The sequence below is a fragment of the Streptomyces cyslabdanicus genome (assembly GCF_052663305.1).
Genome location: NZ_JBQRUW010000068.1, coordinates 27,275 through 54,185, shown reverse-complemented (window position 1 = coordinate 54,185; position 26,911 = coordinate 27,275). Strand labels below are relative to the sequence as shown.

The 26,911-nt window shown below is 69.1% G+C and carries 22 protein-coding genes, 4 tRNA genes and 2 pseudogenes; 22 read left to right on the top strand and 6 right to left on the bottom strand.

Annotation, left to right across the window (positions count from 1 at the left end):
- Nucleotides 1-19 precede the first annotated feature (19 nt).
- A complete protein-coding gene (locus ACTYVM_RS34005) occupies nt 20-286 on the top strand; it encodes a GlsB/YeaQ/YmgE family stress response membrane protein (protein WP_445529646.1) in 267 nt (88 codons plus the stop codon).
- Between the two features lie 64 nt (nt 287-350).
- On the opposite strand, the gene ACTYVM_RS34000 is transcribed toward ACTYVM_RS34005, so the two are convergent.
- Nucleotides 351-839 (bottom strand): YajQ family cyclic di-GMP-binding protein, encoded by a 489-nt coding sequence (locus ACTYVM_RS34000; protein ID WP_445529645.1) that lies wholly within the window; start codon nt 837-839, stop codon nt 351-353.
- Nucleotides 840-1,068: 229 nt separating this feature from the next.
- Here ACTYVM_RS34000 and ACTYVM_RS33995 point away from each other — a divergent pair.
- Nucleotides 1,069-1,150 (top strand) — tRNA-Tyr (locus ACTYVM_RS33995).
- Nucleotides 1,151-1,317: 167 nt separating this feature from the next.
- Here the strand turns inward: ACTYVM_RS33995 and ACTYVM_RS33990 are convergent.
- Nucleotides 1,318-1,821 (bottom strand): annotated as a pseudogene (locus ACTYVM_RS33990) (site-specific integrase); the annotation flags it as partial.
- A gap of 2 nt (nt 1,822-1,823) precedes the next feature.
- Here ACTYVM_RS33990 and ACTYVM_RS33985 point away from each other — a divergent pair.
- Nucleotides 1,824-2,296, top strand: a pseudogene (locus ACTYVM_RS33985) (GNAT family N-acetyltransferase); the annotation flags it as partial.
- Between the two features lie 1,580 nt (nt 2,297-3,876).
- Complete coding sequence (locus ACTYVM_RS33980) at nt 3,877-4,089, top strand: hypothetical protein (RefSeq protein ID WP_225078016.1); 213 nt, start codon at nt 3,877-3,879, stop codon at nt 4,087-4,089.
- A gap of 34 nt (nt 4,090-4,123) precedes the next feature.
- Here the strand turns inward: ACTYVM_RS33980 and ACTYVM_RS33975 are convergent, their stop codons facing one another.
- Nucleotides 4,124-4,780, bottom strand: a complete 657-nt coding sequence (locus ACTYVM_RS33975; protein ID WP_445529644.1) for an SDR family oxidoreductase — start codon at nt 4,778-4,780, stop codon at nt 4,124-4,126.
- A gap of 336 nt (nt 4,781-5,116) precedes the next feature.
- Nucleotides 5,117-6,379, bottom strand: coding sequence for an amidohydrolase family protein (locus ACTYVM_RS33970; protein ID WP_445529643.1), 1,263 nt, complete (start codon nt 6,377-6,379; stop codon nt 5,117-5,119).
- Nucleotides 6,380-6,598: 219 nt separating this feature from the next.
- Between ACTYVM_RS33970 and ACTYVM_RS33965 the strand changes: the two genes are divergently transcribed.
- The 7 genes from ACTYVM_RS33965 to ACTYVM_RS33935 all read left to right on the top strand — a co-directional run bounded on the left by ACTYVM_RS33965 (nt 6,599) and on the right by ACTYVM_RS33935 (nt 10,012).
- A tRNA-Thr gene (locus ACTYVM_RS33965) sits at nt 6,599-6,671 on the top strand.
- A 46-nt stretch (nt 6,672-6,717) separates the two neighbouring features.
- Nucleotides 6,718-6,790, top strand: a tRNA-Met gene (locus tag ACTYVM_RS33960).
- Between the two features lie 89 nt (nt 6,791-6,879).
- Nucleotides 6,880-7,044 carry a 50S ribosomal protein L33 gene (gene rpmG / locus ACTYVM_RS33955; protein WP_003948671.1) on the top strand — a complete coding sequence of 55 codons (165 nt, stop codon included), beginning with the start codon at nt 6,880-6,882 and terminating at the stop codon, nt 7,042-7,044.
- A gap of 154 nt (nt 7,045-7,198) precedes the next feature.
- Nucleotides 7,199-7,651 (top strand): FAS1-like dehydratase domain-containing protein, encoded by a 453-nt coding sequence (locus tag ACTYVM_RS33950; protein WP_445529642.1) that lies wholly within the window; start codon nt 7,199-7,201, stop codon nt 7,649-7,651.
- Between the two features lie 8 nt (nt 7,652-7,659).
- Entirely contained in the window at nt 7,660-8,088 is a 429-nt protein-coding gene (locus ACTYVM_RS33945; RefSeq protein WP_445529641.1) for a MaoC family dehydratase, read from the top strand.
- Between the two features lie 66 nt (nt 8,089-8,154).
- A complete protein-coding gene (locus tag ACTYVM_RS33940; protein WP_445529640.1) occupies nt 8,155-9,210 on the top strand; it encodes a UDP-N-acetylmuramate dehydrogenase in 1,056 nt (351 codons plus the stop codon).
- 88 nt (nt 9,211-9,298) lie between these two features.
- A complete protein-coding gene (locus ACTYVM_RS33935) occupies nt 9,299-10,012 on the top strand; it encodes a DsbA family protein (RefSeq protein ID WP_445529639.1) in 714 nt (237 codons plus the stop codon).
- A 44-nt stretch (nt 10,013-10,056) separates the two neighbouring features.
- Here the strand turns inward: ACTYVM_RS33935 and ACTYVM_RS33930 are convergent, their stop codons facing one another.
- The gene (locus ACTYVM_RS33930; protein WP_445529638.1) at nt 10,057-11,121 is read right to left on the bottom strand and encodes an adenosine deaminase; all 1,065 of its coding nucleotides are present in this window, start codon (nt 11,119-11,121) and stop codon (nt 10,057-10,059) included.
- A 91-nt stretch (nt 11,122-11,212) separates the two neighbouring features.
- Complete coding sequence (locus ACTYVM_RS33925; RefSeq protein ID WP_445529637.1) at nt 11,213-12,439, bottom strand: pyridoxal phosphate-dependent aminotransferase; 1,227 nt, start codon at nt 12,437-12,439, stop codon at nt 11,213-11,215.
- A 261-nt stretch (nt 12,440-12,700) separates the two neighbouring features.
- Here ACTYVM_RS33925 and ACTYVM_RS33920 point away from each other — a divergent pair.
- The 11 genes from ACTYVM_RS33920 to ACTYVM_RS33870 all read left to right on the top strand — a co-directional run bounded on the left by ACTYVM_RS33920 (nt 12,701) and on the right by ACTYVM_RS33870 (nt 26,762).
- Nucleotides 12,701-12,773: transfer RNA gene (locus ACTYVM_RS33920), tRNA-Trp, on the top strand.
- Nucleotides 12,774-12,880: 107 nt separating this feature from the next.
- Nucleotides 12,881-13,165 (top strand): preprotein translocase subunit SecE, encoded by a 285-nt coding sequence (gene secE, locus ACTYVM_RS33915; protein WP_141359395.1) that lies wholly within the window; start codon nt 12,881-12,883, stop codon nt 13,163-13,165.
- An 81-nt stretch (nt 13,166-13,246) separates the two neighbouring features.
- Nucleotides 13,247-14,065: a transcription termination/antitermination protein NusG gene (nusG, locus tag ACTYVM_RS33910; RefSeq protein WP_445529636.1), complete on the top strand. Its 819-nt coding sequence runs from the start codon at nt 13,247-13,249 to the stop codon at nt 14,063-14,065.
- Between the two features lie 181 nt (nt 14,066-14,246).
- Entirely contained in the window at nt 14,247-14,681 is a 435-nt protein-coding gene (gene rplK / locus ACTYVM_RS33905; protein WP_009190100.1) for a 50S ribosomal protein L11, read from the top strand.
- A gap of 93 nt (nt 14,682-14,774) precedes the next feature.
- The gene (gene rplA, locus ACTYVM_RS33900) at nt 14,775-15,500 is read left to right on the top strand and encodes a 50S ribosomal protein L1 (protein ID WP_445529635.1); all 726 of its coding nucleotides are present in this window, start codon (nt 14,775-14,777) and stop codon (nt 15,498-15,500) included.
- Between the two features lie 189 nt (nt 15,501-15,689).
- Nucleotides 15,690-16,622: an SCO4651 family lipoprotein gene (locus tag ACTYVM_RS33895; protein ID WP_445529634.1), complete on the top strand. Its 933-nt coding sequence runs from the start codon at nt 15,690-15,692 to the stop codon at nt 16,620-16,622.
- A gap of 338 nt (nt 16,623-16,960) precedes the next feature.
- The gene (gene rplJ / locus ACTYVM_RS33890) at nt 16,961-17,491 is read left to right on the top strand and encodes a 50S ribosomal protein L10 (RefSeq protein WP_100569727.1); all 531 of its coding nucleotides are present in this window, start codon (nt 16,961-16,963) and stop codon (nt 17,489-17,491) included.
- Nucleotides 17,492-17,608: 117 nt separating this feature from the next.
- Entirely contained in the window at nt 17,609-17,992 is a 384-nt protein-coding gene (gene rplL, locus ACTYVM_RS33885) for a 50S ribosomal protein L7/L12 (RefSeq protein WP_445529633.1), read from the top strand.
- A 605-nt stretch (nt 17,993-18,597) separates the two neighbouring features.
- Complete coding sequence (gene rpoB / locus ACTYVM_RS33880; protein WP_445529632.1) at nt 18,598-22,083, top strand: DNA-directed RNA polymerase subunit beta; 3,486 nt, start codon at nt 18,598-18,600, stop codon at nt 22,081-22,083.
- 96 nt (nt 22,084-22,179) lie between these two features.
- Nucleotides 22,180-26,094, top strand: a complete 3,915-nt coding sequence (locus ACTYVM_RS33875; protein WP_445529631.1) for a DNA-directed RNA polymerase subunit beta' — start codon at nt 22,180-22,182, stop codon at nt 26,092-26,094.
- 140 nt (nt 26,095-26,234) lie between these two features.
- Nucleotides 26,235-26,762 (top strand): DUF1707 and DUF4190 domain-containing protein, encoded by a 528-nt coding sequence (locus tag ACTYVM_RS33870; RefSeq protein WP_445529630.1) that lies wholly within the window; start codon nt 26,235-26,237, stop codon nt 26,760-26,762.
- Nucleotides 26,763-26,911: the final 149 nt, after the last annotated feature.

The following is a 26,911-nucleotide window of genomic DNA, read 5'->3' as shown; positions in this document are numbered from 1 at the left end:
GGAAGGGCAGGTTCAGAGCATGGGCATCATCAGCTGGATCATCCTGGGGCTCCTGGCCGGCGCCATCGCGAAGCTCCTGCTGCCAGGGCGCGACCCGGGCGGCTTCATCGTCACGACCCTCATCGGAGTCGCCGGAGCGTTCCTCGGCGGCTGGATCTCCGCCCGATGGTTGCACCACCCGATCAGCCGGCAACTCTTCGACGGCGCCACCTGGGTCGCCGCGATCGGCGGCTCGCTCGTGCTGCTGATCGCCTACCGCATCTTCTCCGGCAACTCACGCGACTGAGGGGAAGCGGCGACCGAGTGGGAAGAGGGTGGGCACCGTGCAGGTGCCCACCCTTCTCTCTGTCCTACCGGTAGTTCACGAACTGGAGCGCGAAGTCGAAGTCCTGGCCCTTCAGCAACGCGATCACGGTCTGGAGGTCGTCGCGGCTCTTGGAGCTGACGCGCAGCTCCTCGCCCTGGACCTGGGCCTTCACGCCCTTGGGCCCCTCGTCGCGGATGAGCTTGGCGACCTTCTTCGCGTTCTCCTGGGAGATGCCCTCCTGGATCGACGCGAAGAGCTTGTACTCCTTGCCGGACAGCTGCGGCTCGCCGGCGTCCAGGGCCTTCAGTGAGATGCCGCGCTTGATCAGCTTGGACTGGAAGACGTCGAGGACTGCCTTCACCCGGTCCTCGGAGTTCGCCTCCATGAGGATCTTTTCACCGGACCACGAGATCGAGGCACCCACGCCCTTGAAGTCGTAGCGCTGCGAGATCTCCTTGGCGGTCTGGTTGAGGGCGTTGTCGACCTCCTGCCGCTCGACCTTCGAGACGATGTCGAAACTGGAGTCGGCCATGTCCTGTGGCTCCTTGTATCGGGGTGTGTATCGGATGCGTGCCGGCGGGCGTGGGGGAGGCCGCCGATCCCGGCCTGCGGGCCGCGGGTCGCATCCGCACCAGCCTAGCCATCCCGGGGCGTGCCGACCGCCGATCAACAGGGTGGCGGAGCACCCCTCGCCATCGGGTATTGTTTACGTCGTTGCCGGAGAGCACCGCCGAAAAGCGGTACGACCGGCGGCATCCCAAGGCGGTGTGCCCGAGCGGCCAAAGGGAGCAGACTGTAAATCTGCCGGCTCAGCCTTCCCAGGTTCGAATCCTGGCGCCGCCACTGGACCGAAAGGGTCTGTGACCAGCAGCGATGCTGATCGCAGACCCTTTCGGCGTTCACGGGTGCGACCAGATCGTTGTGGGCGCTTTTTCCCAGTGTGTCCCACCCTGATTCGGGTGCTGACCAGTCCGTGTGGGGCAGGCGTGGGGCAGCTTCCGGCCTCCCTGGCTGCCGTTCTTCAACGCCCGCTCGATCCGGGCGTTCGCCGTGGCGGCGCCGCCGTCCAGGCACTTCGCGTACACCCGGAACAGCACGGCCACACTGTGCCCGGCGCGCGCGGCTACCTCCTGTGGTTCCACCCCGGAGCTGAGCCACGTGGACACGGCGGCGTGGCGAAGATCATATGGGCGCTTCGCGAGCAGTGACGCGCACTGAGCGGGCGTCAGTGCACGGGTACGGGCTTCCGCCCAGACCTCGCCGTATCCGGTGTCCTGGATGAGTCCGCCGCGTTGCGTCCGGAAGAGCCGCCCGTCGGGGGCGATGCCGTACGCCGTGACGTGCCACCGCAGCAGGTTCACAAGATCGGGCGGGATCGGCACGGTGCGGACTGCCTTCCGGGGTCGGTGCTTGAGCCCTCGCCGGTCGTGTGCCTCACCGCTGTCCGTCCAGGCCGACCCGGAGCGCGGACGGGTCTCTCGGAGGCGCAGAGTGCCCCACCTTCGGCGTGGCAGGCCGTCCGTATCCGGCGGACAAGCTGTTGACGACGATCGAAGCGGGCACCGTGTTCATGCTCCGCGATGGGCACACAACCGCCGGGACTATCACGCTCACCCGGACGCCGAAGACGGCCTCCGGACTGATGATGAACTGGCCGAACCGTCGATGTTCGTCAACAAGCTCACCGTGGCACGTGAGTACGCCGGGCAGAACCTCGGTGGCCGAATGCTCGATTGGGCTGGCGACCGCGCGCTTCGTGCGGGGGCTCAGTGGGTCCGACTGGACGCATGGACGACGAGCGATGGACTCCAGCGCTACTACCTCGCGCAAGGCTTCACGCATGTTCGTACCGTTCGCGAGGGCACTGCGGTGAACGGCGGCCCGCGCGTCTCGGGGTGGCTTGCTCAGCGCGCGGCGCGACCGGCAGACCACGGATTCACGGACCGCACGCCGACTCCCGCACGGCTCCCATTTAGCGGCTTGAGGTGAGCCGTCCCCGGGCCGCGCGAGGGCGGCCAAGGACAACCGCCAACGGCCGACAATGACCAACAAGGGGGGCGCGGCGGGTTGCCGCGGCACCTTGCTGCATCTGCGCAGCTAGACCAAGGTGTCCAGCATCTGTGGGGAGGGGGAGCGCAAGGTGATCAAGGTCTCTGGCAAGGCTCGTCTTCGGTGGAACCCGGGCTTCTGGTTCGGCTCTTCGATAGTCGCGGGCATAGTGCTCGTCCCTACCTGGTTGTGGGGAGCGTTCTCCGGTGGCCTTGATGTGGCGGAGACTTGCACTCTCGGGGAGGGGCAACGCTTCGACGCGAGCTATCGGCAGGGGCTTGGGGCGCAGCCGTCGGGGCCGTTCCCTTTGCACAACATGTGCAACGCCTCGTATGACCTCGTTCCAGGCTGGGTGAATCCGATGCTTGCCTGTCTGGCTGTCATCGTCACAGGGTCTCTGATCGCAACCGTCGCGACGGGTGTCGTTCAGCTCAGGCGTGTGCTCTCCGAGCGCCGAAGCGGCGAGAGGCCAACTGTGTAGCGCTGCGATTCGTTCTCGAAGGCAACGTGGGGCGGGTGTGGGGCCAGCAAGTTCGGGTCGTGGACAAGCCCAGCTCGGAGCGGATGCCCCACGCGGACTGCAAATCTGTCGCCTAGCAGCAGGAGTCGCAGACGCCAGTTGCCGGGAGCTGGACGAAGCAGCCGCGGCATACAGGCGGCGGCTCAGCAGTCCGGGCGCGCCGCCGCTCGACGGTCGCTTGGTACCTGGGAGCGAGGGCGGGCACCCCTCCGCCTTGGGCGGGCCGGGTCAGCGGCCCCGCTCCCGACAGCCATGTCACCCGAATGGCGCCACATGCCGTGCCACCCACATGGGTGAGGATCAAGCTGGCTAGTGCCCCAGCCGAGGCAATCCGCGAAAGGGGAACCACATGCGCATTCGACGAATCCTCGCCGCCGTCATCGCCACGGCAGCCCTCGCCGGGCTCGGCCTCACAGGCGCCGCCACCGCCACCGCCGCCACACCCAGCCCCAGCCCCAGCCCTGGTCAACGGTTTGTCACCTCTGAACAGTGCAGGGAGGGCGGCGGAACGGTAGAGGGCTTCGACTGCAAGGGCGGTACATACGACGGCCGGGGGGTCGACTAAACCCCACAGGGCGCCCCGCGGCCACGCGCCGCGGGGCGCTCCCGCGCGAGCGTAGCCGGGAGAGTCGCAGGGACTGTGCCGACCCGTCGGACACGCCCTGGACGCCACCCGATCCCGGCCTCAGTCTGAGGCAGGGATCGGATGGCAAGTCGAGGGAGTCCACGCAGCAACAAGGTTCTGCCCGAACGCGAGGGCGACGCTTCCGGGCGCATCGTGGGGCACGGGTGGGGCACGGAGCGGCGCACTGCGGGAACGGTCAGCTCAGCGCGGAGTGATCGCGCGGTCTGCAAATCTGCCGGCTCAGCCTTCCCAGGTTCGAGTCCTGGCGTCGCCACTCTGGGAAAGACCCCCTTTGATCTGCGGGAACGTGGATCAGAGGGGGTTTTGCGTGTGGGTGCGAAGGGTGGTGTCGGTGGTGCCGTGCACACTGGGGCCATGTCCTCGCGTCGCAGACTCTGTCCCGTGTGTCGTCGGGAGATCGCCGTCGTGGCCGGGCGGTTCGCGCGGCACGATCCGCCCGGGACACGGGCGAGCGGTGGGCTGACCTCCTGCGCCGGATCGCGCCGGATGGCGCAACTCGGCGCCGTGCAGCCGTCGCTGGACGGCTACGCCGTTCCGGAGTGTCCCGGGCAGATGCCCTTGTTCTGAGCGGTTGTCGGCGTGGGAAGGCGCCCGGACGTGCTCAGTTGCCCGCCACCGACTTCACCGCCACCGACACCGGTGCCGAGCCGCTGACGAGTTCCAGGGTCAGGCCGGCCGTGGCCGGAGTCTCCACCAGTTCGGCCAGTACGGCGGCCACGTCGTCGCGCGGGATCGGGCCGCGGCCGGTATGGGCTTCCAGGCGCACCTGACCGGTGCCGGCGTCGTTCGTCAGCGAACCGGGGCGCAGGATCGTCCAGTCCAGGGCCTCCTGACGGCGGACGTGGTCGTCCGCCTCGCCCTTGGCGCGCAGGTAGACGTCGAAGACCTCGTCGCCCTCGTGCGTCGCGTCCGCGCCCATCGAGGACACCACGAGGTGGCGGCGCACGCCCGCGCGCACGGCCGCGTCCGCGAACAGCACCGCCGCGCCCTTGTCCACCGTGTCCTTGCGCGCCGCGCCGCTGCCCGGGCCCGCGCCCGCCGCGAACACCGCCGCGTCGGCGCCACTCAGCGACTGCGCGACCTCCTCGACCGACGCCGACTCCAGGTCGAGCACGACGGGTTCGGCGCCGGCCTCCCGCAGGTCCTCGCTCTGCTCGGCACGGCGGATGATGCCCGCCACCTCGTCCCCGCGCGCGGCGAGCAGCCGCTCCAGCCGCAGCGCGATCTGACCATGACCACCAGCGATGACAATCCGCATGCTTCCGACCGTACGCCCGGACGGCCGTATCCGCCGTACGACTTCGGCCCTGTCCGGCGCACCCTCCGCCGCGCCCGGCAGTGCCTCGGGGCACGTCCCTCCGACGGTGCCTGCGGCACGCCCGTCCGGTGGCGCCCCGGCGGGCCTCCGGCGGTGCCTGCGGCACCCTCGCGGCACGCCCCTCCGGCGGCGCTTCCGGCACCCCTTGCGGTACGTCTTCCGGCGGTGCGTGGGCCCGCCTGCGGCATGTCCTCCAGCGGTGCCTGCGGTATGCCTTGCGGCGGCGCCTCAGGCGCCCCCCCGGCGGGCCTGTCGCCGTCCCCGCCCCGCCGGCCGTCAGGACAGCTCCCCCCGCCCCTGCCGCGGCAGCCCCAGTTCCACCGTGGCCGCGGAGTCGCAGAACTCCCGTACCGCGCTGGTGCGTGCCACCACGCGCCCCCGGTGCACCACGATCCGGCTGTACGCGAGCGACAGTGCCCCGGCGAGCCGGTCGCCGCGCACCGCGAGCAGTTCGGCGGGGAAACCCGCCTCCACCCGCACCTCGGGCAGGCCGAGCCCCGCGCGGGCGGACGCGCTCACCGCGTCGTAGGCCTCCTCGGGGCGCAGCCCGTGCCGCGAGGCCAGCAGGTACGCGGCCTCCAGCGGGTCGCCGCGCCCCACCGGGTTCGACACGTCGCGCAGGGCGCCGCTGCCCGCGGCCACCCGGACCCCGGCGGCCCGCAGCAGCCGCACCGGCGGCGTCCCGTGCCCCTCGGCGCCACCGCAGCCGCCCTGGGGCAGGCACACCACCCTCACCCCGGCCGCGGCCAGCTGGTCCGCGGCCCGCTCCGCGGCTCCGGCGGGCAGCCGGGACAGGCCGCCGCACGGGCCCAGCGTCACTCCCGGGCGCAGCCCGCCCGCCATCGCCGCGATGCGCGACAGACGGGCCGGGTCGGCGCCGTCGGTGTGCAGGTCGACGGGGCAGCCGTGCTCGGAGGCGACCTCCAGGACCGCCTCGACGTAGCCCGTGGGGTCGGGGTCCACGTCCGGGCAGCCGCCCACGACGCACGCGCCCATCTTCAGCGAGTCCCGCAGCATCGCCAGACCGTCCGCGCCGGCCGCCCCGGTCAGGACGCGCGGCACCGCCACCGTCGTCAGTTCGGTGAGACCTCGCAGCGACCGCCGGGCCCGCAGGACCGCCGTCAGGACGCCGAGCCCCTGGACGTCGCCCACGCGCACGTGTGCGCGCACGGTCGTCGCACCGTGGCCCAGTTGCAGCAGCGCGGCCTCGGTGGTCCGGCGCTGGACGTCCTCCGGCTCGTACGACACCGGTCCGCCGCTGTCGGCGGTCAGGGCCGTGTCGGCGTGCGCGTGGGGCTCGGCGGGCGCCGGCAGGAGCAGGTAGCCGCTGAGGTCGACGCGCGGCGCGCCGCCCCGCGGACCGTCCGCGCCGAGGCTGCCGGCGGTGCCGACCGCCTCGATGCGTTCCCCGGCCAGCCGCACGTCCACGGTCCTTCCGTCGGTCAGCCGGGCCCCGCACAGCAGCAGTCCGTCCGGGTCCGTGCGTCCGGACGGGTCCGGCGAGGAGGACGAGGGGGGCGGCGGCTGTCCGGGGGGCATCGCGCTCCAGGTACGAAAGGCGACGGGTGGGTTCGGGACACGGACTGCGGGGCCGCGCGGGCCACGCAAGATCACGCAGAGTGAGTCGAGCCTAGGGCGGCCGCCGGGCCGGACGAGGGAGGAGCGCAATAGTCGTACCGGTGTGGCCGAGGGACCCCGGCGGCGCCGGGAAACGGATTTGGGTGAACGGCCGCAGAGCGTGTAATGTCTTCCTCGCTCGCCCCAATAGCTCAGTCGGCAGAGCGTCTCCATGGTAAGGAGAAGGTCAACGGTTCGATTCCGTTTTGGGGCTCTGGTGTGAGAGGTACCCGTCGAAAGGCGGGGCCCGATCGCATCGCAGCGGTGTAGCTCAGTCGGTAGAGCAAGCGGCTCATAATCGCTGTGTCACCGGTTCAAGTCCGGTCACCGCTACTCACAGTAGCCGATTGCGGGGTCGGTCCTTCGATCGGCTACTCTTTCTTGCGTTGAACTAGCCTACCCGTTCGTCAAGGAGCACTCACGTGGCTGCCACCGACGTCCGCCCGAAGATCACGCTGGCCTGCGTGGAGTGCAAGGAGCGGAACTACATCACCAAGAAGAACCGGCGGAACAACCCCGACCGGCTCGAGATGAAGAAGCACTGCCCGCGTTGCAACGCGCACACCGCGCACCGCGAGACGCGCTGATCAGACTCGGACATGAGGCCGCCCCCGCACCCTGGGGGCGGCCTCATGTTGTTTCATGTGCGAAAGCCCGGCGAAGTCCGGCAGCGGCCCGATGACAGCCGGGGCCCGCACGTCGGGCGACGTCCAACCCAGCGACACCAGGAGGTGCCGAGCCATGGCGCTCGACCAGTCCTTCGTGGGGCGGTCCTACCCGCCCACCGACCCCTACGAGGTGGGTCGGGAGAAGATCCGTGAGTTCGCGGAGGCGGTGGGCGACGCCAACCCGGCGTACACGGACCCGGAAGCCGCCAAGGAACTCGGCCACTCCGACGTGATCGCCCCGCCGACCTTCGTCTTCGCGATCACCTTCAAGGCCGCCGGACAGGTCGTCCAGGACCCGCAGCTCGGCCTCGACTACAGCCGCGTGGTGCACGGCGACCAGAAGTTCGCCTACACCCGGCCCGTGCGCGCCGGCGACCGGCTCACCGTCACCTCCACCATCGAGTCGATCAAGTCCCTGGCCGGCAACGACGTCCTGGACATCCGCGGCGAGGTGCACGACGAGGTGGGCGAGCACGTCGTGACCGCCTGGACCAAGCTCGTGGCCCGCGCGGCCGAGGAGGCGTGAGGAATCCGATGACGGCGAAGATCGCCTACGACGACGTCGAGGTCGGCACCGAGCTGTCGGCGCAGACCTTCCCCGTGACCCGGGCCACCCTCGTCCAGTACGCGGGCGCCTCCGGGGACTTCAACCCCATCCACTGGAACGAGAAGTTCGCCAAGGAGGTCGGGCTCCCGGACGTGATCGCGCACGGCATGTTCACCATGGCCGAGGCGATCCGCGTGGTCACCGACTGGACGGGCGACCCCGGCGCCGTCGTCGAGTACGGCGTCCGCTTCACCAAGCCCGTCGTCGTCCCGAACGACGACGAGGGGGCCGTGATCGAGGTCTCCGGCAAGGTCGCGGTCAAGCTCGACGACAACACCGTGCGGGTCGACCTGACCGCCATGAGCAACGGGCAGAAGGTCCTCGGGATGTCCCGGGCCGTCGTACGCCTGGCCTGACGGCCACCGCGGTCCCGCACTCGCCGAGGTGCGGGACCGTCAGTGGGGTCTCGTAGTCTTGGGCGCGTGCAGGAACTCCACGACGCGCCCCTCGCCCCGCTGACCACCTTCCGGCTCGGCGGCCCCGCGACCCGGCTGATCACCGCGACCACCGACGCCGAGGTGATCGAAGCCGTCCGCGAGGCCGACGCCCACGGCACGCCGCTGCTGGTCGTCGGCGGCGGCTCCAACCTCGTCATCGGCGACAAGGGCTTCGACGGCACCGCGCTGCGCATCGCCACCCGCGGCGTCGAACTCACCGGTACGAGCCTGGAGCTGGCCGCCGGAGAGGTGTGGACGGACGCGGTCGCGCGCACCGTCGAGGCCGGTCTCGCCGGCATCGAGTGCCTGTCCGGCATCCCCGGCTCCGCGGGCGCCACCCCGATCCAGAACGTCGGGGCGTACGGCCAGGAGGTGTCCTCGACGATCACCGAGGTCGTCGCCTACGACCGCCGGGCGGGCCGCACGGTGACCCTCGCCAACGAGGAGTGCGCGTTCTCCTACCGGCACAGCCGCTTCAAGGCCGACCCCGAGCGGTACGTCGTCCTGCGCGTCCGCTTCGGTCTGGAGGACGCGGACGGGCTGTCGGCGCCGGTCAAGTACGCCGAGACCGCCCGCGTCCTGGGCGTCGGGGCGGGCGACCGGGTGCCGCTCGCCACCGCCCGCGAGACCGTGCTGAAGCTGCGGGCGGGCAAGGGCATGGTGCTGGACCCCGAGGACCACGACACCTGGTCCGCCGGCTCCTTCTTCACCAACCCGATCCTCACGGACACCGACTTCGCCGTCTTCCGTGCGCGCGTGCGGAAGCGGCTCGGCGACGGCGTCGAGCCCCCCGCCTATCCGGCGGGCCAGGGGCACACCAAGACCTCCGCGGCCTGGCTGATCGACAAGGCGGGCTTCACCAAGGGCTACGGCACCGGACCGGCCCGCATCTCCACCAAGCACACCCTGGCCCTGACCAACCGCGGCGGCGCGACCACGGAGGACCTGCTGGCACTGGCCCGCGAGGTGGTGGCCGGGGTCCGCGAGGCCTTCGGCGTCACCCTGGTCAACGAGCCGGTGACGGTCGGCGTCAGCCTGTAGCCGCAGGACACGGCCGGACATGGTCGGGCTCGGCCGGACACAGCAGAACGCAGCAGAACACAACGGGGCACAAGGGGAGGGGAAGAGCATGGGGGAGAGACGCGGCCGGCGTGCCGTGGCGGTCGCCGTCCTGGTGGGCGTGCTCGCCACGGGATGCGGCAAGGGCGCCGCACGGGCCGGAGGCGGGGAATCGCAGTCGGCGGCGCCGTACCGCAGCGCGGGGGAGATCGACGAGACGCTCGCACCGGACGGCACCACCGTCCGCGTGGGCTCCCCCGGCGCGCCGACCGTCGTTCACCTGTACGAGGACCTGCGCTGCCCGGTCTGCGCCGAGTTCGAGACGGAGGGCGGCGGCGAGGGCCTGCACGAGCTGATCCTGTCCGGCGAGGTGCGGGCCGAGTACACCCTGGCGTCATTCCTCGACGACCGGCTCGGCGGCGAGGGCTCGAAGAAGGCCGCCAACGCCCTGCGGGCCGCCCTGGACGCGGGCAGGTTCGTCGAGTACCACGAGGTGCTCTTCGCGAACCAGCCCGAGGAGGAGGTCGACGGCTACACCGACGCCTTCCTGCTGGACATGGCCTCCAAGGTCCCGGGCCTGCGCGGCGAGGAGTTCGACGCGGCGGTCAAGGGCATGAAGCACCGCGACTTCGTGACCGCCTCCGAGAAGGCCTTCGACACGTCGGGTGTGACCGGCACGCCCACCATGAAGGTCGACGGCAGGACCATCGACGACTCCCTGGCCGGCGGCATCTTCGACAAGGAGACGCTGCCCCTGGTGATCGGCGCCATGGCCCGGTCCTGACCGCCGCGCCGTCAAACCGTCGTCGGCCCGTCGTCAGTCCACCGTCAGTTCGCCAGCCAGTCGTCCACCCCCGACAGCAGCTTCGCGCGCAGGTCCGAGGGGGCCGCCGACGCGCGGATCGACTGGCGGGCCAGTTCCGCCAGTTCGGCGTCCGTGAACGAGTGGTGGCGGCGGGCGATGTCGTACTGCGCCGCCAGGCGGGAGCCGAAGAGCAGTGGGTCGTCGGCGCCCAGGGCCATCGGGACACCGGCCTCGTACAGCCGGCGCAGGGGGACGTCCTCCGGCTTGTCGTACACACCGAGGGCCACGTTCGAGGCCGGGCACACCTCGCAGGTCACCCCCCGGTCGGCCAGACGGCTCAGCAGCCACGGGTCCTCGGCCGCACGCACCCCGTGACCCACCCGGTGGGCCTGGAGGTCGTCCAGGCAGTCGCGGACGGAGGCGGGGCCGGTCAGCTCGCCGCCGTGCGGGGCCGCGAACAGGCCGCCGTCCCGTGCGATCGCGAACGCCCGGTCGAAGTCCCGCGCCATGCCGCGGCGTTCGTCGTTCGACAGGCCGAAGCCGACCACGCCGCGGTCCCGGTAGCGCACCGCGAGGCGGGCCAGCGTGCGGGCGTCCAGGGGGTGCTTCATCCGGTTCGCGGCGACCAGGACCCGCATCCCGAGGCCCGTCTCGCGCGACGCCGTGTCCACCGCGTCCAGGATGATCTCCAGCGCCGGGATCAGGCCACCCAGGCGCGGTGCGTACGAGGTCGGGTCGACCTGGATCTCCAGCCACCCCGAGCCGTCCTTGACGTCCTCCTCGGCGGCCTCCCGCACCAGCCGCCGGATGTCCTCCGGCTCCCGCAGGCAGGAGCGTGCCGCGTCGTACAGCCGCTGGAAGCGGAACCAGCCCCGCTCGTCCGTGGCCCGCAGCCGCGGCGGCTCCCCGCTGACCAGGGCCTCCGTCAGCGCCTCGGGCAGCCGCACGCGGTACTTGTCGGCCAGCTCCAGCAGGGTGGTGGGCCGCATCGACCCGGTGAAGTGCAGGTGCAGATGGGCTTTCGGCAGCTCAGAGACATCACGTACACCCGGGGGGTTCGGGGGGAGTCCCCCTGAAGAGCACAGCATTCCTGGATGGTGCCGCACGTCCCCCGCGCCCCGGTAGTCGTTTCCCCATTCGTGGTCTTGCTCGCACAAACGAAGGGGCGGAAGTGGGACCTCAGTCCCGCGCCTCCGCCAGCAGCTTCTGGATCCGGCTCACGCCCTCCACCAGGTCCTCGTCACCGAGGGCGTAGGACAGGCGCAGATAGCCCGGCGTGCCGAAGGCCTCGCCCGGGACGACCGCGACCTCGGCCTCCTCCAGGATCAGCGCGGCCAGCTCCACCGAGTTCTGCGGGCGCTTGCCGCGGATCTCCTTGCCGATCAGCGCCTTCACCGACGGGTAGGCGTAGAACGCGCCCTCCGGCTCCGGGCAGAGCACGCCGTCGATCTCGTTGAGCATCCGCACGATGGTCTTCCGCCGCCGGTCGAAGGCCTCGCGCATCTTCGCGACCGCCTCCAGGTCGCCGGAGACGGCGGCCAGGGCCGCGGCCTGGGAGACGTTCGACACGTTCGACGTGGCGTGCGACTGGAGGTTGGTCGCGGCCTTGACCACGTCCTTCGGGCCGATGACCCACCCCACGCGCCAGCCGGTCATGGCGTACGTCTTCGCCACGCCGTTGACGACGACGCACTTGTCGCGCAGCTCGGGCAGGAGGGCCGGCAGGGACACCGAGACGGCGTCGCCGTAGACCAGGTGCTCGTAGATCTCGTCGGTCAGCACCCACAGGCCGTGCTCGAGGGCCCAGCGGCCGATCGCCTCGGTCTCGGCCTCGGAGTAGACCGCGCCGGTCGGGTTGGAGGGGGAGACGAAGAGGACGACCTTGGTCTTCTCCGTGCGGGCGGCCTCCAGCTGCTCGACCGACACGCGGTAGCCGGTGGTCTCGTCCGCGACGACCTCGACCGGGACACCGCCGGCCAGGCGGATCGACTCCGGGTAGGTGGTCCAGTACGGCGCCGGCACGATGACCTCGTCGCCCGGGTCGAGGATCGCGGCGAACGCCTCGTAGATGGCCTGCTTGCCGCCGTTGGTGACCAGGATCTGCGAGACGTCCGGTTCCCAGCCGGAGTCGCGCAGCGTCTTCGCGGCGATGGCGGCCTTCAGCTCGGGCAGGCCGCCGGCCGGGGTGTAGCGGTGGTACTTGGGGTTCCGGCAGGCCTCGACGGCGGCTTCGACGATGTAGTCCGGGGTCGGGAAGTCCGCCTCGCCGGCACCGAAGCCGATCACGGGACGACCGGCGGCCTTGAGGGCCTTGGCCTTGGCGTCCACGGCGAGGGTGGCGGACTCGGAGATCGCGCCGATGCGGGCGGAGACCCGGCGCTCGGTGGGAGGGGTTGCAGCGCTCATACCGTCCATCGTTTCAGACAGGAAACGCCCGGGGCACACGGGTTTCACAGGGTGAACAAGCCCGGTGGAACCTCCGGACATCCGTCCGGATCCCGTCCCCGGCCAGCCGATCTTCCAGCGATCGGGGCGGGTTGGCTGCTTTCTGTTCGACGACCGGCGCCGGAACACGTACACTCTCACCTCGTTGGCCTTCAGCAGCCGCTGTCGCACCTGGTGCACACCGAGCACCCGGTCGTATGCGGTACGTTGGGGGGCACACAAAGGGTCGTAGCTCAATTGGTAGAGCACTGGTCTCCAAAACCAGCGGTTGGGGGTTCGAGTCCCTCCGGCCCTGCTACACACACCTTCGCCAGGATGTGTGCGCATGTACGTACAGCAATGCACCGCCGTGCGGCTCGACCGGGCGCGGCACGGCCACGACCCGGAATCAGGTGAGGACGAATGACGGACGCCGTGGGCTCCCTCGACACGCCTGATGCCCAGGACGAGGTGACGGAATCCAAGAAGGCCCGCAAGGGTGGCAAGCGGGGCAAGAAGGGCCCGCTGAAGCGCCTTGCTCTCTTCTACCGTCAGATCATCGCGGAACTCCGCAAGGTCGTCTGGCCGACCCGCAATCAGCTGACGACGTACACCACCGTGGTGATTGTCTTCGTCGTCATCATGATCGGCCTGGTGACCGTGATTGACTATGGGCTCAACCACGCGGCCAAGTACGTCTTCGGCTGAGCCAAGAGCGAAGGGCGCCGCGGTTACCGGCGCCCCTTTTCGCATGTTCCACCCCTATGTATCCAGGAAGAAGCAGCCACCGTGTCTGACCCGAACCTGAACGACGCCATCGAGCCGACCGAGTCCGTGGATGACGAGCTCGACATCGTCGAAGGTGCGGACGAGGTCGACGAGGCCGAGGCTGCCGAGGCCGCCGCGGGCGAGCCGGCCGAGGAGGCCGCCGTCCACGTTGTGGACGAGGCGCCCGGGGGTGAGGCCGAGGAGGAGGAGCCGGAGGCCGAGGTCGACCCGGTCACCAAGCTCCGCGACGAACTGCGCACGCTGCCCGGCGAGTGGTATGTCATCCACACCTACGCCGGCTACGAGAAGCGCGTGAAGGCGAACCTGGAGCAGCGTGCCGTCTCGCTGAACGTCGAGGACTTCATCTACCAGGCCGAGGTGCCCGAGGAAGAGATCGTCCAGATCAAGAACGGCGAGCGCAAGACCGTCCGGCAGAACAAGCTGCCCGGCTACGTCCTCGTCCGCATGGACCTGACGAACGAGTCCTGGGGCGTCGTGCGCAACACCCCAGGCGTCACCGGGTTCGTGGGCAACGCCTACGACCCCTACCCGCTGTCCCTGGACGAGATCGTGAAGATGCTCGCCCCCGAGGCGGAGGAGAAGGCCGCCCGCGAGGCCGCCGAGGCCGAGGGCAAGCCGGCCCCGCAGCGCAAGGTCGAGGTCCAGGTGCTGGACTTCGAGGTCGGCGACTCGGTCACCGTCACCGACGGCCCGTTCGCCACGCTCCAGGCCACGATCAACGAGATCAACCCGGACTCCAAGAAGGTCAAGGGCCTCGTCGAGATCTTCGGCCGCGAGACCCCGGTCGAGCTGAGCTTCGACCAGATCCAGAAGAACTAGCTCGCCGCGGTTCTCTCTGGACGTACCGCTTCCGCGCAGGTCAGGCGATTCGCTCCCGAGCGGCGCCTGACCTGCCCGGTTTTCAGCCGCGCAGCGATACCCGTTATCGTTGTGCGGTATGCCTGCGTTCGGGTGGTACCCGGGCGCCGGCAGGACCCGAATCGAAAGGACCCGGAGAGTAATGCCTCCCAAGAAGAAGAAGGTCACGGGGCTCATCAAGCTCCAGATCCAGGCCGGTGCCGCCAACCCGGCTCCGCCGGTCGGCCCGGCGCTGGGTCAGCACGGCGTCAACATCATGGAGTTCTGCAAGGCCTACAACGCCGCGACCGAGTCGCAGCGCGGTTGGGTCATCCCGGTGGAGATCACGGTCTACGAGGACCGTTCCTTCACCTTCATCACCAAGACGCCGCCGGCCGCCAAGATGATCCTCAAGGCCGCGGGCGTGGAGAAGGGCTCCGGCGAGCCGCACAAGACCAAGGTCGCCAAGATCACCCAGGCGCAGGTCCGCGAGATCGCCCAGACCAAGATGCCCGACCTCAACGCCAACGACCTGGACGCCGCCGCGAAGATCATCGCCGGCACCGCGCGTTCCATGGGCGTCACGGTCGAGGGCTGAACCCCACCTTCGTAGAACATGCGGCTGAGGCCGCACGTGGCAGGGCCCGCTCGGCCCGTACCACGACTCCTTTCAGAACACACAGGAGCAGTTGTGAGCAAGCGCAGCAAGGCTCTCCGCGCTGCGGACGCCAAGATCGACCGGGAGAAGCAGTACGCCCCGCTCGAGGCCGTCCGTCTCGCCAAGGAGACCTCCACGACCAAGTTCGACGGCACCGTCGAGGTCGCCTTCCGTCTGGGTGTCGACCCGCGCAAGGCCGACCAGATGGTCCGTGGCACCGTGAACCTTCCGCACGGCACCGGTAAGACCGCCCGGGTCCTGGTCTTCGCGACCGGTGACCGTGCCGAGGCCGCGCGTGCCGCCGGCGCCGACATCGTCGGCGCGGACGAGCTGATCGACGAGGTGTCGAAGGGCCGTCTGGACTTCGACGCCGTCGTCGCCACCCCGGACCTCATGGGCAAGGTCGGCCGCCTCGGCCGCGTCCTCGGCCCGCGTGGTCTGATGCCGAACCCGAAGACCGGCACCGTCACCCCCGACGTGGCCAAGGCCGTCACCGAGATCAAGGGCGGCAAGATCGAGTTCCGCGTCGACAAGCACTCGAACCTGCACTTCATCATCGGCAAGACGTCGTTCGACGACACCAAGCTGGTGGAGAACTACGGCGCGGCCCTGGAGGAGATCCTCCGCCTGAAGCCGTCCGCTGCCAAGGGTCGCTACATCAAGAAGGCCGCCATCACCACCACGATGGGCCCCGGCATCCCGCTCGACCCGAACCGCACCCGCAACCTCCTCGTCGAGGAAGACCCGGCCGCGGTCTGAGCCCCACGGCTCGCACAATCAAAGGACGAGTCCCGCAACCTTTTGGGGTGCGGGGCTCGTCCCTTTTCTGCGGGACTCCTGTACAACGTCTTCCGTACGTCCGTACGGGACGCGCCCCGCGCGACTCGTACGCCTGGCACAGGCCTGCGTCAGCGTGATGATCACAGCAACCGCATAGGGGTGGGACGAATGAAGAGCACGACCGCGCGCAGAATCACGCTCTCCGTCGTGGCGGTGACCACGCTGGGGGCAGTGGCTGCCTGCTCCCCCGGGGACTCCTCCGGTTCCTCCAAGGCCTCGGGCAAGGACGACGGCGCGGCCGGCCGGGGGGCCGTCCACGTGAGCCCCATCGCGGCCCTGCGCTCCGCCGACACCTCCACCGCCGAGGCCCACTCCGCCAGGGTGTCGATGACGACCAGCATCGGCACCCTGATGTCGATGAAGGGCAACGGCACCCTCGACTGGGCCGACGGCCTGACCGGCACGCTCACGCTCACCTACACCGGCGGCACGGTCGCCGAGGCGATGCGCCAGATCGGGGCGACGACGATGGAGGCGCGGTACCTGCCCGACGCCTACTACGCTCACATGCCCGACGCCTACGCCGAGCAGACGGGCGGCAAGCACTGGATCCGGTACCGCTACGACGACCTCGCGGACCTCGCCGGCGGCTCCGGCGCGTACATGCAGGAGCAGCTGAAGACCGCCACGCCGAACCAGTCGGTGAAGCTGCTGCTGGCCTCCGGCGACGTCAGGAAGGTCGGCGAGGCGACGGTGCGCGGCGAGCACACCACCCACTACGCGGGCACGCTGAACGTCGCCGACTTCGCCGACAGGACCTCGAACCTGCCCAAGCGCCAGATGGACGATCTGAAGAAGCAGCTCGACGAGGCGGGCGTCACCACGGAGTCCGTCGACATCTGGGTCAACGACAAGAACCTGCTGGTCAAGAAGGTCGAGAAGGCGGACATGGCGACCGGCACCATGACCAACACCGCCTACTACAGCGACTACGGCGTCAAGACCGCCGTCCAGGCGCCCCCGGCCGGCGACACCGGGGACTTCAAGGACCTGATGGCGTCCCAGGGCGCCGCCGCGGGCGGCAGCGGCAGCGGCACCTGAGCCGCGCTCCCGGGGCGGGGTGGGCCACGTCGTGGCCCCCCGCGTGCTCTCCGGGGGCGGATTTGCTTTGCGCTGACACCTTCCCGTACGCTCCCACAGAAGCCAAAGACCGCTGGTCGTTGCCGTGCGCTCGAACGAGGGCGCGGTGGCCGAAGGATCCGCTGAAACTGCGGACGACCCGCGCAGGTGATTGTGGAAGTACTCCCGGAGCACGCGTCGATCCCCGTGTGTGCGACCGGTCGAGTCCGCCCCGAGCGCCTGCGCCGGGGCGTTTCGTTTTCCCCAGTCCTCCTTCGGGTCCGCGCGGTCCGAATCACCCGGAAGGAGGCCGAGGCTCTATGGCGAGGCCCGACAAGGCTGCCGCGGTTGCGGAGCTGACGGACAAGTTCCGCAGCTCCAACGCCGCCGTGCTGACCGAGTACCGCGGTCTCACCGTGGCGCAGCTCAAGACGCTGCGCCGGTCGCTCGGTGAGAACGCCCAGTACGCCGTGGTGAAGAACACGCTGACCAAGATTGCGGCCAACGAGGCCGGGATCACGCTGGACGACCAGCTCTTCGCTGGTCCGACGGCCGTCGCCTTCGTCACCGGTGACCCGGTGGAGTCGGCGAAGGGTCTCCGTGACTTCGCCAAGGACAACCCGAATCTCGTCATCAAGGGCGGTGTCCTTGACGGCAAGGCGCTGTCCGCCGACGAGATCAAGAAGCTTGCGGACCTCGAGTCCCGCGAGGTTCTGCTCTCCAAGCTGGCCGGTGCCTTCAAGGGGAAGCAGTCCCAGGCTGCCTCCGTCTTCCAGGCACTGCCGTCGAAGCTCGTCCGCACCGTGGACGCGCTGCGCGCCAAGCAGGACGAGCAGGGCGGTGCCGAGTAACTCGGCTCGCTTTCTGATCCGCGCCGCCTGACGCGGCAAGGATCGCAGCGGGCCGACGTACGCCCGCCACACCCCGTACATCCGGCACCCGCCGATTTGAGTGGAAGGACCGCCATCATGGCGAAGCTCAGCCAGGAAGACCTGCTCGCGCAGTTCGAGGAGATGACCCTCATCGAGCTCTCCGAGTTCGTGAAGGCCTTCGAGGAGAAGTTCGACGTCACCGCCGCCGCGGCCGCCCCGGTCATGATGGCCGGCCCGGGCGCCCCGGCTGCCGAGGCCGCCGAGGAGAAGGACGAGTTCGACGTCATCCTCACCGGCGCCGGCGACAAGAAGATCCAGGTCATCAAGGTCGTGCGCGAGCTGACCTCCCTGGGCCTCAAGGAGGCCAAGGACCTGGTCGACGGTGCGCCGAAGCCCGTCCTCGAGAAGGTCAACAAGGAGGCCGCGGAGAAGGCCGCCGAGTCCCTCAAGGGCGCCGGCGCCTCCGTCGAGGTCAAGTAAGACCCCACGGTCCGCGAAGGACTCCCGCGCGCTGAACACGGCCCGGTAGGGCTGTAACGCGAACGCACCGAGGAGCGATCATCCATCCGGGTGGTCGCTCTTCGGCGTTCGAGGGGGCCGGCGGCGGCTGCCTTGCACCCGTGGCGGGGAGGGGTATGGTGATCTTCGTCGTGCCTCCAGAGCTCCGGTGGCGGGCTGCACGTGACGATGGCAGCATCCGGCTTGGCCATGGGAGGCCTTGACGAACCGCACGCAGCGCGCAATTCTCAGGACGCGTCGTCACAACGATCCGAATCCGAGGCATGGATCGGCGACGAAGAGGGCAGTATCAAGGTGCGTTGAGGGCAGGTATGCCGCAGACGTTGACAACTACGAGGGTCTCAAAAACCCGCACTGGACATCAGTGTGCCATGTGGCTACACTGACCCTTTGCGCTGCCTGTTAGCTGTCCCCTGCCCGTCACCAGGGGCATGCCCTCGCCTCAGCAACGTCGACCAGATCATCTTTGACCTGGCCTTTCGGCCCGATCAGGACGACCTGTCCTCAAGCAGCGGCGGGGGGCCGGTACGCGCGTAGTGAGTCCGAGCCCTCGGAAGGACCCCCTCTTGGCCGCCTCGCGCAACGCCTCGACCGCGAATACGAACAACGGCGCCAGCACCGCCCCGCTGCGCATCTCCTTTGCAAAGATCAAGGAGCCCCTCGAGGTTCCGAACCTTCTCGCGCTGCAAACCGAGAGCTTCGACTGGCTGCTCGGCAACGCGGTCTGGAAGGCTCGCGTCGAGGACGCTCTGGAGTCCGGTCAGGACGTCCCCACCAAGTCCGGTCTCGAGGAGATCTTCGAGGAGATCTCCCCGATCGAGGACTTCTCCGGGTCGATGTCGCTGACGTTCCGCGACCACCGCTTCGAGCCGCCCAAGAACTCGATCGACGAGTGCAAGGAGCGCGACTTCACGTACGCGGCCCCGCTCTTCGTCACGGCCGAGTTCACCAACAACGAGACCGGCGAGATCAAGTCCCAGACCGTCTTCATGGGCGACTTCCCGCTCATGACGAACAAGGGCACCTTCGTCATCAACGGCACCGAGCGTGTCGTGGTGTCGCAGCTGGTCCGTTCCCCCGGTGTCTACTTCGACTCCTCCATCGACAAGACGTCCGACAAGGACATCTTCTCCGCCAAGATCATCCCGTCCCGGGGTGCCTGGCTGGAGATGGAGATCGACAAGCGTGACATGGTCGGTGTCCGCATCGACCGCAAGCGCAAGCAGTCGGTCACCGTTCTGCTGAAGGCGCTCGGCTGGACCAACGAGCAGATCCTCGAGGAGTTCGGCGAGTACGAGTCGATGCGCGCCACCCTGGAGAAGGACCACACCCAGGGCCAGGACGACGCGCTGCTGGACATCTACCGCAAGCTGCGCCCGGGCGAGCCCCCCACGCGTGAGGCCGCGCAGACGCTGCTCGAGAACCTCTACTTCAACCCCAAGCGCTACGACCTGGCCAAGGTCGGCCGCTACAAGGTCAACAAGAAGCTGGGCGCGGACGCTCCGCTGGACGCCGGCGTGCTGACCGTCGAGGACGTCATCTCGACGATCAAGTACCTGGTGAAGCTGCACGCGGGCGAGATGGAGACGGTCGGCGACAGCGGTCAGACGATCGTCGTCGAGACCGACGACATCGACCACTTCGGCAACCGCCGGCTGCGCAGCGTGGGCGAGCTCATCCAGAACCAGGTCCGCACCGGTCTGGCCCGGATGGAGCGCGTCGTCCGCGAGCGCATGACCACGCAGGACGTCGAGGCGATCACGCCGCAGACCCTGATCAACATCCGGCCGGTCGTCGCCTCCATCAAGGAGTTCTTCGGCACCAGCCAGCTGTCCCAGTTCATGGACCAGAACAACCCGCTGTCCGGGCTGACGCACAAGCGTCGTCTGTCCGCGCTCGGCCCGGGTGGTCTCTCCCGTGAGCGGGCCGGCTTCGAGGTCCGTGACGTGCACCCCTCGCACTACGGCCGCATGTGCCCGATCGAGACGCCTGAAGGCCCGAACATCGGTCTGATCGGCTCGCTCGCCTCCTACGGCCGGGTCAACGCGTTCGGTTTCGTCGAGACCCCGTACCGCAAGGTCATCGACGGCCAGGTCACCGACGAGGTCGACTACCTGACCGCCGACGAGGAGGACCGCTTCGTCATCGCGCAGGCCAACGCGCCGCTCACCGACGAACTGCGGTTCGCCGAGGCCCGCGTGCTGGTCCGCCGCCGTGGCGGCGAGGTCGACTACGTCGGTGGCGAGGACGTCGACTACATGGACGTCTCGCCGCGCCAGATGGTGTCGGTCGCGACCGCCATGATCCCGTTCCTGGAGCACGACGACGCCAACCGTGCCCTCATGGGCGCGAACATGATGCGCCAGGCCGTTCCGCTCATCAAGTCGGAGTCCCCGCTCGTCGGCACCGGCATGGAGTACCGCTCCGCGGTCGACGCCGGCGACGTCGTCAAGGCCGAGAAGGCCGGTGTGGTCCAGGAGATCTCCGCCGACTACATCACCACGACCAACGACGACGGCACGTACATCACGTACCGCCTGGCCAAGTTCGCCCGCTCCAACCAGGGCACCTCGGTCAACCAGAAGGTCATCGTCAACGAGGGCGACCGCGTCATCGAGGGCCAGGTCCTCGCCGACGGCCCGGCCACCCAGAACGGCGAGATGGCGCTCGGCAAGAACCTGCTGGTCGCGTTCATGCCGTGGGAGGGCCACAACTACGAGGACGCGATCATCCTGTCGCAGCGCCTCGTGCAGGACGACGTCCTCTCCTCGATCCACATCGAGGAGCACGAGGTCGACGCCCGTGACACCAAGCTCGGCCCCGAGGAGATCACCCGGGACATCCCGAACGTCTCCGAGGAGGTCCTCGCCGACCTCGACGAGCGCGGCATCATCCGCATCGGCGCCGAGGTCATCGCCGGCGACATCCTCGTCGGCAAGGTGACCCCGAAGGGCGAGACCGAGCTGACCCCCGAGGAGCGCCTGCTGCGCGCGATCTTCGGTGAGAAGGCCCGTGAGGTCCGTGACACCTCGCTGAAGGTGCCGCACGGCGAGACCGGCAAGGTCATCGGCGTGCGCGTCTTCGACCGCGAGGAGGGCGACGAGCTGCCGCCGGGCGTGAACCAGCTGGTCCGCGTCTACGTGGCCCAGAAGCGCAAGATCACCGACGGTGACAAGCTCGCCGGCCGCCACGGCAACAAGGGCGTCATCTCCAAGATCCTGCCGATCGAGGACATGCCGTTCCTGGAGGACGGCACCCCCGTCGACATCATCCTCAACCCGCTGGGTGTGCCGTCCCGAATGAACCCGGGACAGGTCCTGGAGATCCACCTCGGCTGGCTCGCCAGCCGCGGCTGGGACGTCTCCGGCCTCGCGGACGAGTGGGCGGAGCGCCTCCAGGCCATCGGCGCCGACCAGGTCGCCCCCGGCACCAACGTCGCCACCCCGGTCTTCGACGGTGCCCGCGAGGACGAGTTGGCGGGTCTGCTCCAGCACACCATCCCGAACCGCGACGGCGACCGCATGGTCCTCCCGACCGGCAAGGCGCGGCTGTTCGACGGCCGCAGCGGTGAGCCGTTCCCGGACCCGATCTCGGTCGGCTACATGTACATCCTGAAGCTGCACCACCTGGTCGACGACAAGCTGCACGCCCGCTCGACCGGTCCGTACTCGATGATCACCCAGCAGCCGCTGGGTGGTAAGGCCCAGTTCGGTGGCCAGCGCTTCGGCGAGATGGAGGTGTGGGCCCTCGAGGCCTACGGCGCCGCCTACGCCCTCCAGGAGCTGCTGACCATCAAGTCCGACGACGTCACCGGCCGCGTGAAGGTCTACGAGGCCATCGTCAAGGGCGAGAACATCCCCGAGCCCGGCATCCCCGAGTCCTTCAAGGTGCTCATCAAGGAGATGCAGTCCCTGTGCCTGAACGTGGAGGTGCTGTCCAGCGACGGTATGTCCATCGAGATGCGTGACACCGACGAGGATGTCTTCCGCGCCGCGGAGGAGCTCGGCATCGACCTGTCCCGGCGCGAGCCGAGCAGCGTCGAAGAGGTCTGACGGGAGTCCGGTGGGCCTCCTGACCAGGAGGCCCACCGACCCCCAGGCCCCCGTTTCAGACCACAGACTTACAACCCTGAGAGGGATTGACGCATAGTGCTCGACGTCAACTTCTTCGACGAGCTCCGGATCGGCCTGGCCACCGCTGACGACATCCGTCAGTGGAGCCACGGCGAGGTCAAGAAGCCCGAGACGATCAACTACCGCACCCTCAAGCCGGAAAAGGACGGGCTCTTCTGCGAGAAGATCTTCGGTCCCACCCGGGACTGGGAGTGCTACTGCGGCAAGTACAAGCGTGTCCGCTTCAAGGGCATCATCTGCGAGCGCTGCGGCGTCGAGGTCACCCGCGCCAAGGTGCGCCGTGAGCGGATGGGCCACATCGAGCTGGCCGCGCCCGTCACCCACATCTGGTACTTCAAGGGCGTCCCGTCGCGCCTGGGCTACCTGCTCGACCTGGCCCCGAAGGACCTGGAGAAGGTCATCTACTTTGCGGCGTACATGATCACGTACGTCGACGACGAGCGCCGCACCCGCGACCTGCCGTCGCTGGAGGCCCACGTCTCCGTCGAGCGCCAGCAGATCGAGCAGCGCCGCGACGCCGACCTGGAGGCCCGCGCCAAGAAGCTCGAGGCGGACCTCGCCGAGCTGGAGGCCGAGGGTGCCAAGGCCGACGTGCGCCGCAAGGTGCGCGAGGGTGCCGAGCGTGAGATGAAGCAGCTGCGCGACCGTGCGCAGCGCGAGATCGACCGCCTCGACGAGGTGTGGACCCGGTTCAAGAACCTCAAGGTCCAGGACCTCGAGGGCGACGAGCTGCTCTACCGCGAGCTGCGCGACCGGTTCGGCACGTACTTCGACGGCTCGATGGGTGCCGCGGCGCTCCAGAAGCGCCTGGAGTCCTTCGACCTCGAGGAGGAGGCCGAGAAGCTCCGCGAGATCATCCGCACGGGCAAGGGCCAGAAGAAGACCCGCGCCCTGAAGCGCCTGAAGGTCGTCTCCGCGTTCCTGCAGACGTCCAACAGCCCCAAGGGCATGGTCCTGGACTGCGTCCCGGTCATCCCGCCGGACCTGCGTCCGATGGTGCAGCTCGACGGTGGCCGCTTCGCGACCTCCGACCTGAACGACCTGTACCGCCGTGTCATCAACCGCAACAACCGCCTGAAGCGGCTTCTCGACCTCGGCGCGCCCGAGATCATCGTGAACAACGAGAAGCGCATGCTTCAGGAGGCCGTCGACGCGCTCTTCGACAACGGCCGCCGCGGCCGCCCGGTCACGGGCCCCGGCAACCGTCCGCTGAAGTCGCTGTCCGACATGCTCAAGGGCAAGCAGGGCCGCTTCCGTCAGAACCTGCTCGGCAAGCGCGTCGACTACTCGGCCCGTTCCGTGATCGTCGTCGGTCCGCAGCTGAAGCTGCACCAGTGCGGTCTGCCGAAGGCGATGGCGCTGGAGCTCTTCAAGCCGTTCGTGATGAAGCGCCTGGTCGACCTGAACCACGCGCAGAACATCAAGTCGGCCAAGCGCATGGTCGAGCGCGGCCGCACGGTCGTGTACGACGTCCTCGAAGAGGTCATCGCGGAGCACCCGGTTCTGCTGAACCGCGCGCCCACCCTGCACCGCCTCGGCATCCAGGCCTTCGAGCCGCAGCTGGTCGAGGGCAAGGCCATCCAGATCCACCCGCTCGTGTGCACCGCGTTCAACGCGGACTTCGACGGTGACCAGATGGCCGTGCACCTGCCGCTGTCCGCGGAGGCGCAGGCCGAGGCCCGCATCCTGATGCTGTCCTCGAACAACATCCTCAAGCCGGCCGACGGCCGTCCGGTGACGATGCCGACCCAGGACATGGTCCTCGGTCTGTACTTCCTCACCACCGACGGCGAGGGCCGCGCGGCCAAGGGCGAGAACCGCTCCTTCGCGTCGGTCGCCGAGGCGATCATGGCGTTCGACGCCGGCGAGCTCTCGCTCCAGTCGCGGGTGGACGTCCGCTTCCCGGTGGGCACCATCCCGCCGCGCGGCTGGACCCCGCCGGCCCGAGAGGAAGGGGACGACGGCGTCGGGGAGAGGGCGTGGCAGCAGGGTGACTCCTTCCGCCTGAAGACGACCCTGGGTCGCGCGCTCTTCAACGAGCTGCTGCCCGAGGACTACCCGTTCGTCGACTACGAGGTGGGCAAGAAGCAGCTCTCCGAGATCGTCAACGACCTCGCCGAGCGCTACCCGAAGGTCATCGTGGCGGCCACGCTCGACAACCTGAAGGCGTCCGGCTTCTTCTGGGCCACCCGTTCCGGTGTCACCGTCGCCATCTCCGACGTCGTCGTTCCCGAGGCGAAGAAGGAGATCGTCAAGGGCTACGAGGCGCAGGACGAGAAGGTCCAGAAGCAGTACGAGCGCGGTCTGATCACCAAGGACGAGCGCACCCAGGAGCTCATCGCGATCTGGACCAAGGCGACCAACGAGGTCGCCGAGGCGATGAACGACAACTTCCCGAAGACCAACCCGATCTTCATGATGGTTTCCTCGGGCGCCCGAGGAAACATGATGCAGATGCGTCAGATCGCCGGTATGCGCGGTCTGGTGTCGAACGCCAAGAACGAGACCATCCCGCGGCCCATCAAGGCGTCGTTCCGTGAGGGTCTGTCCGTGCTGGAGTACTTCATCTCCACGCACGGTGCCCGTAAGGGTCTGGCCGACACCGCCCTGCGTACCGCCGACTCGGGTTACCTCACCCGTCGTCTGGTCGACGTCTCCCAGGACGTCATCATCCGCGAGGAGGACTGCGGCACCGACCGCGGCCTCAAGCTGCACATCGCGGAGCGCGGTGCGGACGGCGTGCTGCGCAAGGCGGACAACGTCGAGACGTCCGTGTACGCGCGCTGCCTCGCCGAGGACATCGTCGTCGACGGCCAGGTGCTGGCCCCGGCCGGCACCGACCTGGGCGACGTGCTCATCGAAGAGCTCGTCTCCCGCGGCGTCGCCGAGGTCAAGACCCGCTCGGTCCTGACCTGCGAGTCCGCGGTGGGCACCTGCGCCATGTGCTACGGCCGCTCGCTCGCCACCGGCAAGCTGGTCGACATCGGTGAGGCGGTCGGCATCATCGCCGCCCAGTCCATCGGTGAGCCCGGCACCCAGCTGACGATGCGTACCTTCCACACCGGTGGTGTGGCCGGTGACGACATCACCCAGGGTCTGCCGCGTGTCGTCGAGCTCTTCGAGGCCCGTACGCCGAAGGGTGTCGCCCCGATCTCCGAGGCCTCCGGCCGCGTCCGGATCGAGGAGACCGAGAAGACCAAGAAGATCGTCGTCACCCCGGACGACGGCAGCGACGAGACGGCGTTCCCGATCTCGAAGCGTGCCCGTCTGCTGGTCGGCGAGGGCGACCACGTCGAGGTGGGCCAGAAGCTCACCGTGGGTGCCACCAACCCGCACGACGTGCTGCGCATCCTGGGTCAGCGGGCCGTCCAGGTCCACCTGGTCGGCGAGGTCCAGAAGGTCTACAACTCGCAGGGTGTGTCGATCCACGACAAGCACATCGAGATCATCATCCGGCAGATGCTGCGCCGTGTGACGATCATCGAGTCCGGCGACGCCGAGCTGCTGCCCGGCGAGCTGGTCGAGCGCTCGAAGTTCGAGACCGAGAACCGTCGTGTGGTCCAGGAGGGCGGTCACCCGGCCTCCGGTCGTCCGCAGCTCATGGGTATCACCAAGGCCTCGCTGGCGACCGAGTCCTGGCTGTCGGCGGCGTCCTTCCAGGAGACGACCAGGGTCCTGACGGACGCGGCGATCAACGCCAAGTCCGACTCCCTGATCGGCCTCAAGGAGAACGTCATCATCGGTAAGCTCATCCCGGCCGGTACGGGCCTGTCCCGCTACCGCAACATCCGGGTCGAGCCGACCGAGGAGGCCAAGGCCGCGATGTACTCGGCCGTGGGCTACGACGACATCGACTACTCGCCGTTCGGCTCCGGCTCCGGCCAGGCCGTTCCGCTGGAGGACTACGACTACGGTCCGTACAACCAGTAAGCGGGCGAGCGTCCGCGTGACGCGCTGAAGGGCGGCCATCCCATCACGGGATGGCCGCCCTTGGCGCATGATGGAGGGACACACGCGATCCGGGGGAGGTCTCAGTGTCGTACCAACCGTCATACCCGTCATGGCAGCCGATGCAGCGCTGGCAGGGGGGACAGGGCGTTCCACAGCCGTGGCAGGGCCAGGGTGCCCCGTCGATGCTCGCGTCCCACGCCGACCGCGAGCGCGCCGTGGACGTGCTCAGGGCGGGCTTCAGCGAGGGCCGCCTGGACGAGCGGGAACTCGACCAGCGTGTCGCACGGGCGTACCAGACGCGCACGGTCGGAGAGCTGGCGCTGCTGGTGGCGGATCTGCCGCAGGGACCGGTGCCGCTCACCTCGGCGGCTGTGGCCGTGCCGGCCACGTTCCTGCCGAAGACCCCGCCGCCCACCAACGGCAAGGCGGTCGGCTCCCTGGTCTGCGGGGTGCTCACGCTGATGACAGCCGGTCTGACGGGCCTGCCGGCGGTGGTCCTGGGACACGCCGCCCGCCGGGAGATGAGCCACACGGGGGAGAGCGGTGACGGCCTCGCGCTGACCGGGCTGGTCCTGGGCTGGCTGTCCGTGGCGGGCTGGGCGGTGTTGCTGACCTTGCTGGTCGTCGCGGGATTCGCGGGGGTGTGATGACGCGTGCGGACGTCCGGTGTTCGAAGATCACATTCCGTGGATTCGAAGATCGCCCGAGGGGCCGGGGCTTGACAAGCGCCACGGGGCGCGGCGGGCGGGGCCCATTTGTTTTGACCGCAGCGAATGAGGTAGGTACGCTCAGACCT

Bases quoted from the DNA above. Each gene is read 5' to 3' on its own strand.
- rplK (WP_009190100.1), top strand. From the start codon at position 14,247: ATGCCTCCCAAGAAGAAGAAGGTCACGGGGCTCATCAAGCTCCAGATC.
- rplL (WP_445529633.1), top strand. From the start codon at position 17,609: ATGGCGAAGCTCAGCCAGGAAGACCTGCTCGCGCAGTTCGAGGAGATG.
- ACTYVM_RS33925 (WP_445529637.1), bottom strand. From the start codon at position 12,439: ATGAGCGCTGCAACCCCTCCCACCGAGCGCCGGGTCTCCGCCCGCATC.
- ACTYVM_RS33950 (WP_445529642.1), top strand. From the start codon at position 7,199: ATGGCGCTCGACCAGTCCTTCGTGGGGCGGTCCTACCCGCCCACCGAC.
- ACTYVM_RS33970 (WP_445529643.1), bottom strand. From the start codon at position 6,379: ATGCCCCCCGGACAGCCGCCGCCCCCCTCGTCCTCCTCGCCGGACCCG.
- ACTYVM_RS34005 (WP_445529646.1), top strand. From the start codon at position 20: ATGGGCATCATCAGCTGGATCATCCTGGGGCTCCTGGCCGGCGCCATC.
- rplJ (WP_100569727.1), top strand. From the start codon at position 16,961: ATGGCGAGGCCCGACAAGGCTGCCGCGGTTGCGGAGCTGACGGACAAG.
- ACTYVM_RS33935 (WP_445529639.1), top strand. From the start codon at position 9,299: ATGGGGGAGAGACGCGGCCGGCGTGCCGTGGCGGTCGCCGTCCTGGTG.
- ACTYVM_RS33895 (WP_445529634.1), top strand. From the start codon at position 15,690: ATGAAGAGCACGACCGCGCGCAGAATCACGCTCTCCGTCGTGGCGGTG.
- ACTYVM_RS33930 (WP_445529638.1), bottom strand. From the start codon at position 11,121: ATGCTGTGCTCTTCAGGGGGACTCCCCCCGAACCCCCCGGGTGTACGT.
- ACTYVM_RS33945 (WP_445529641.1), top strand. From the start codon at position 7,660: ATGACGGCGAAGATCGCCTACGACGACGTCGAGGTCGGCACCGAGCTG.
- ACTYVM_RS34000 (WP_445529645.1), bottom strand. From the start codon at position 839: ATGGCCGACTCCAGTTTCGACATCGTCTCGAAGGTCGAGCGGCAGGAG.
- ACTYVM_RS33980 (WP_225078016.1), top strand. From the start codon at position 3,877: ATGTCCTCGCGTCGCAGACTCTGTCCCGTGTGTCGTCGGGAGATCGCC.
- ACTYVM_RS33870 (WP_445529630.1), top strand. From the start codon at position 26,235: ATGCAGCGCTGGCAGGGGGGACAGGGCGTTCCACAGCCGTGGCAGGGC.
- ACTYVM_RS33975 (WP_445529644.1), bottom strand. From the start codon at position 4,780: ATGCGGATTGTCATCGCTGGTGGTCATGGTCAGATCGCGCTGCGGCTG.
- secE (WP_141359395.1), top strand. From the start codon at position 12,881: ATGACGGACGCCGTGGGCTCCCTCGACACGCCTGATGCCCAGGACGAG.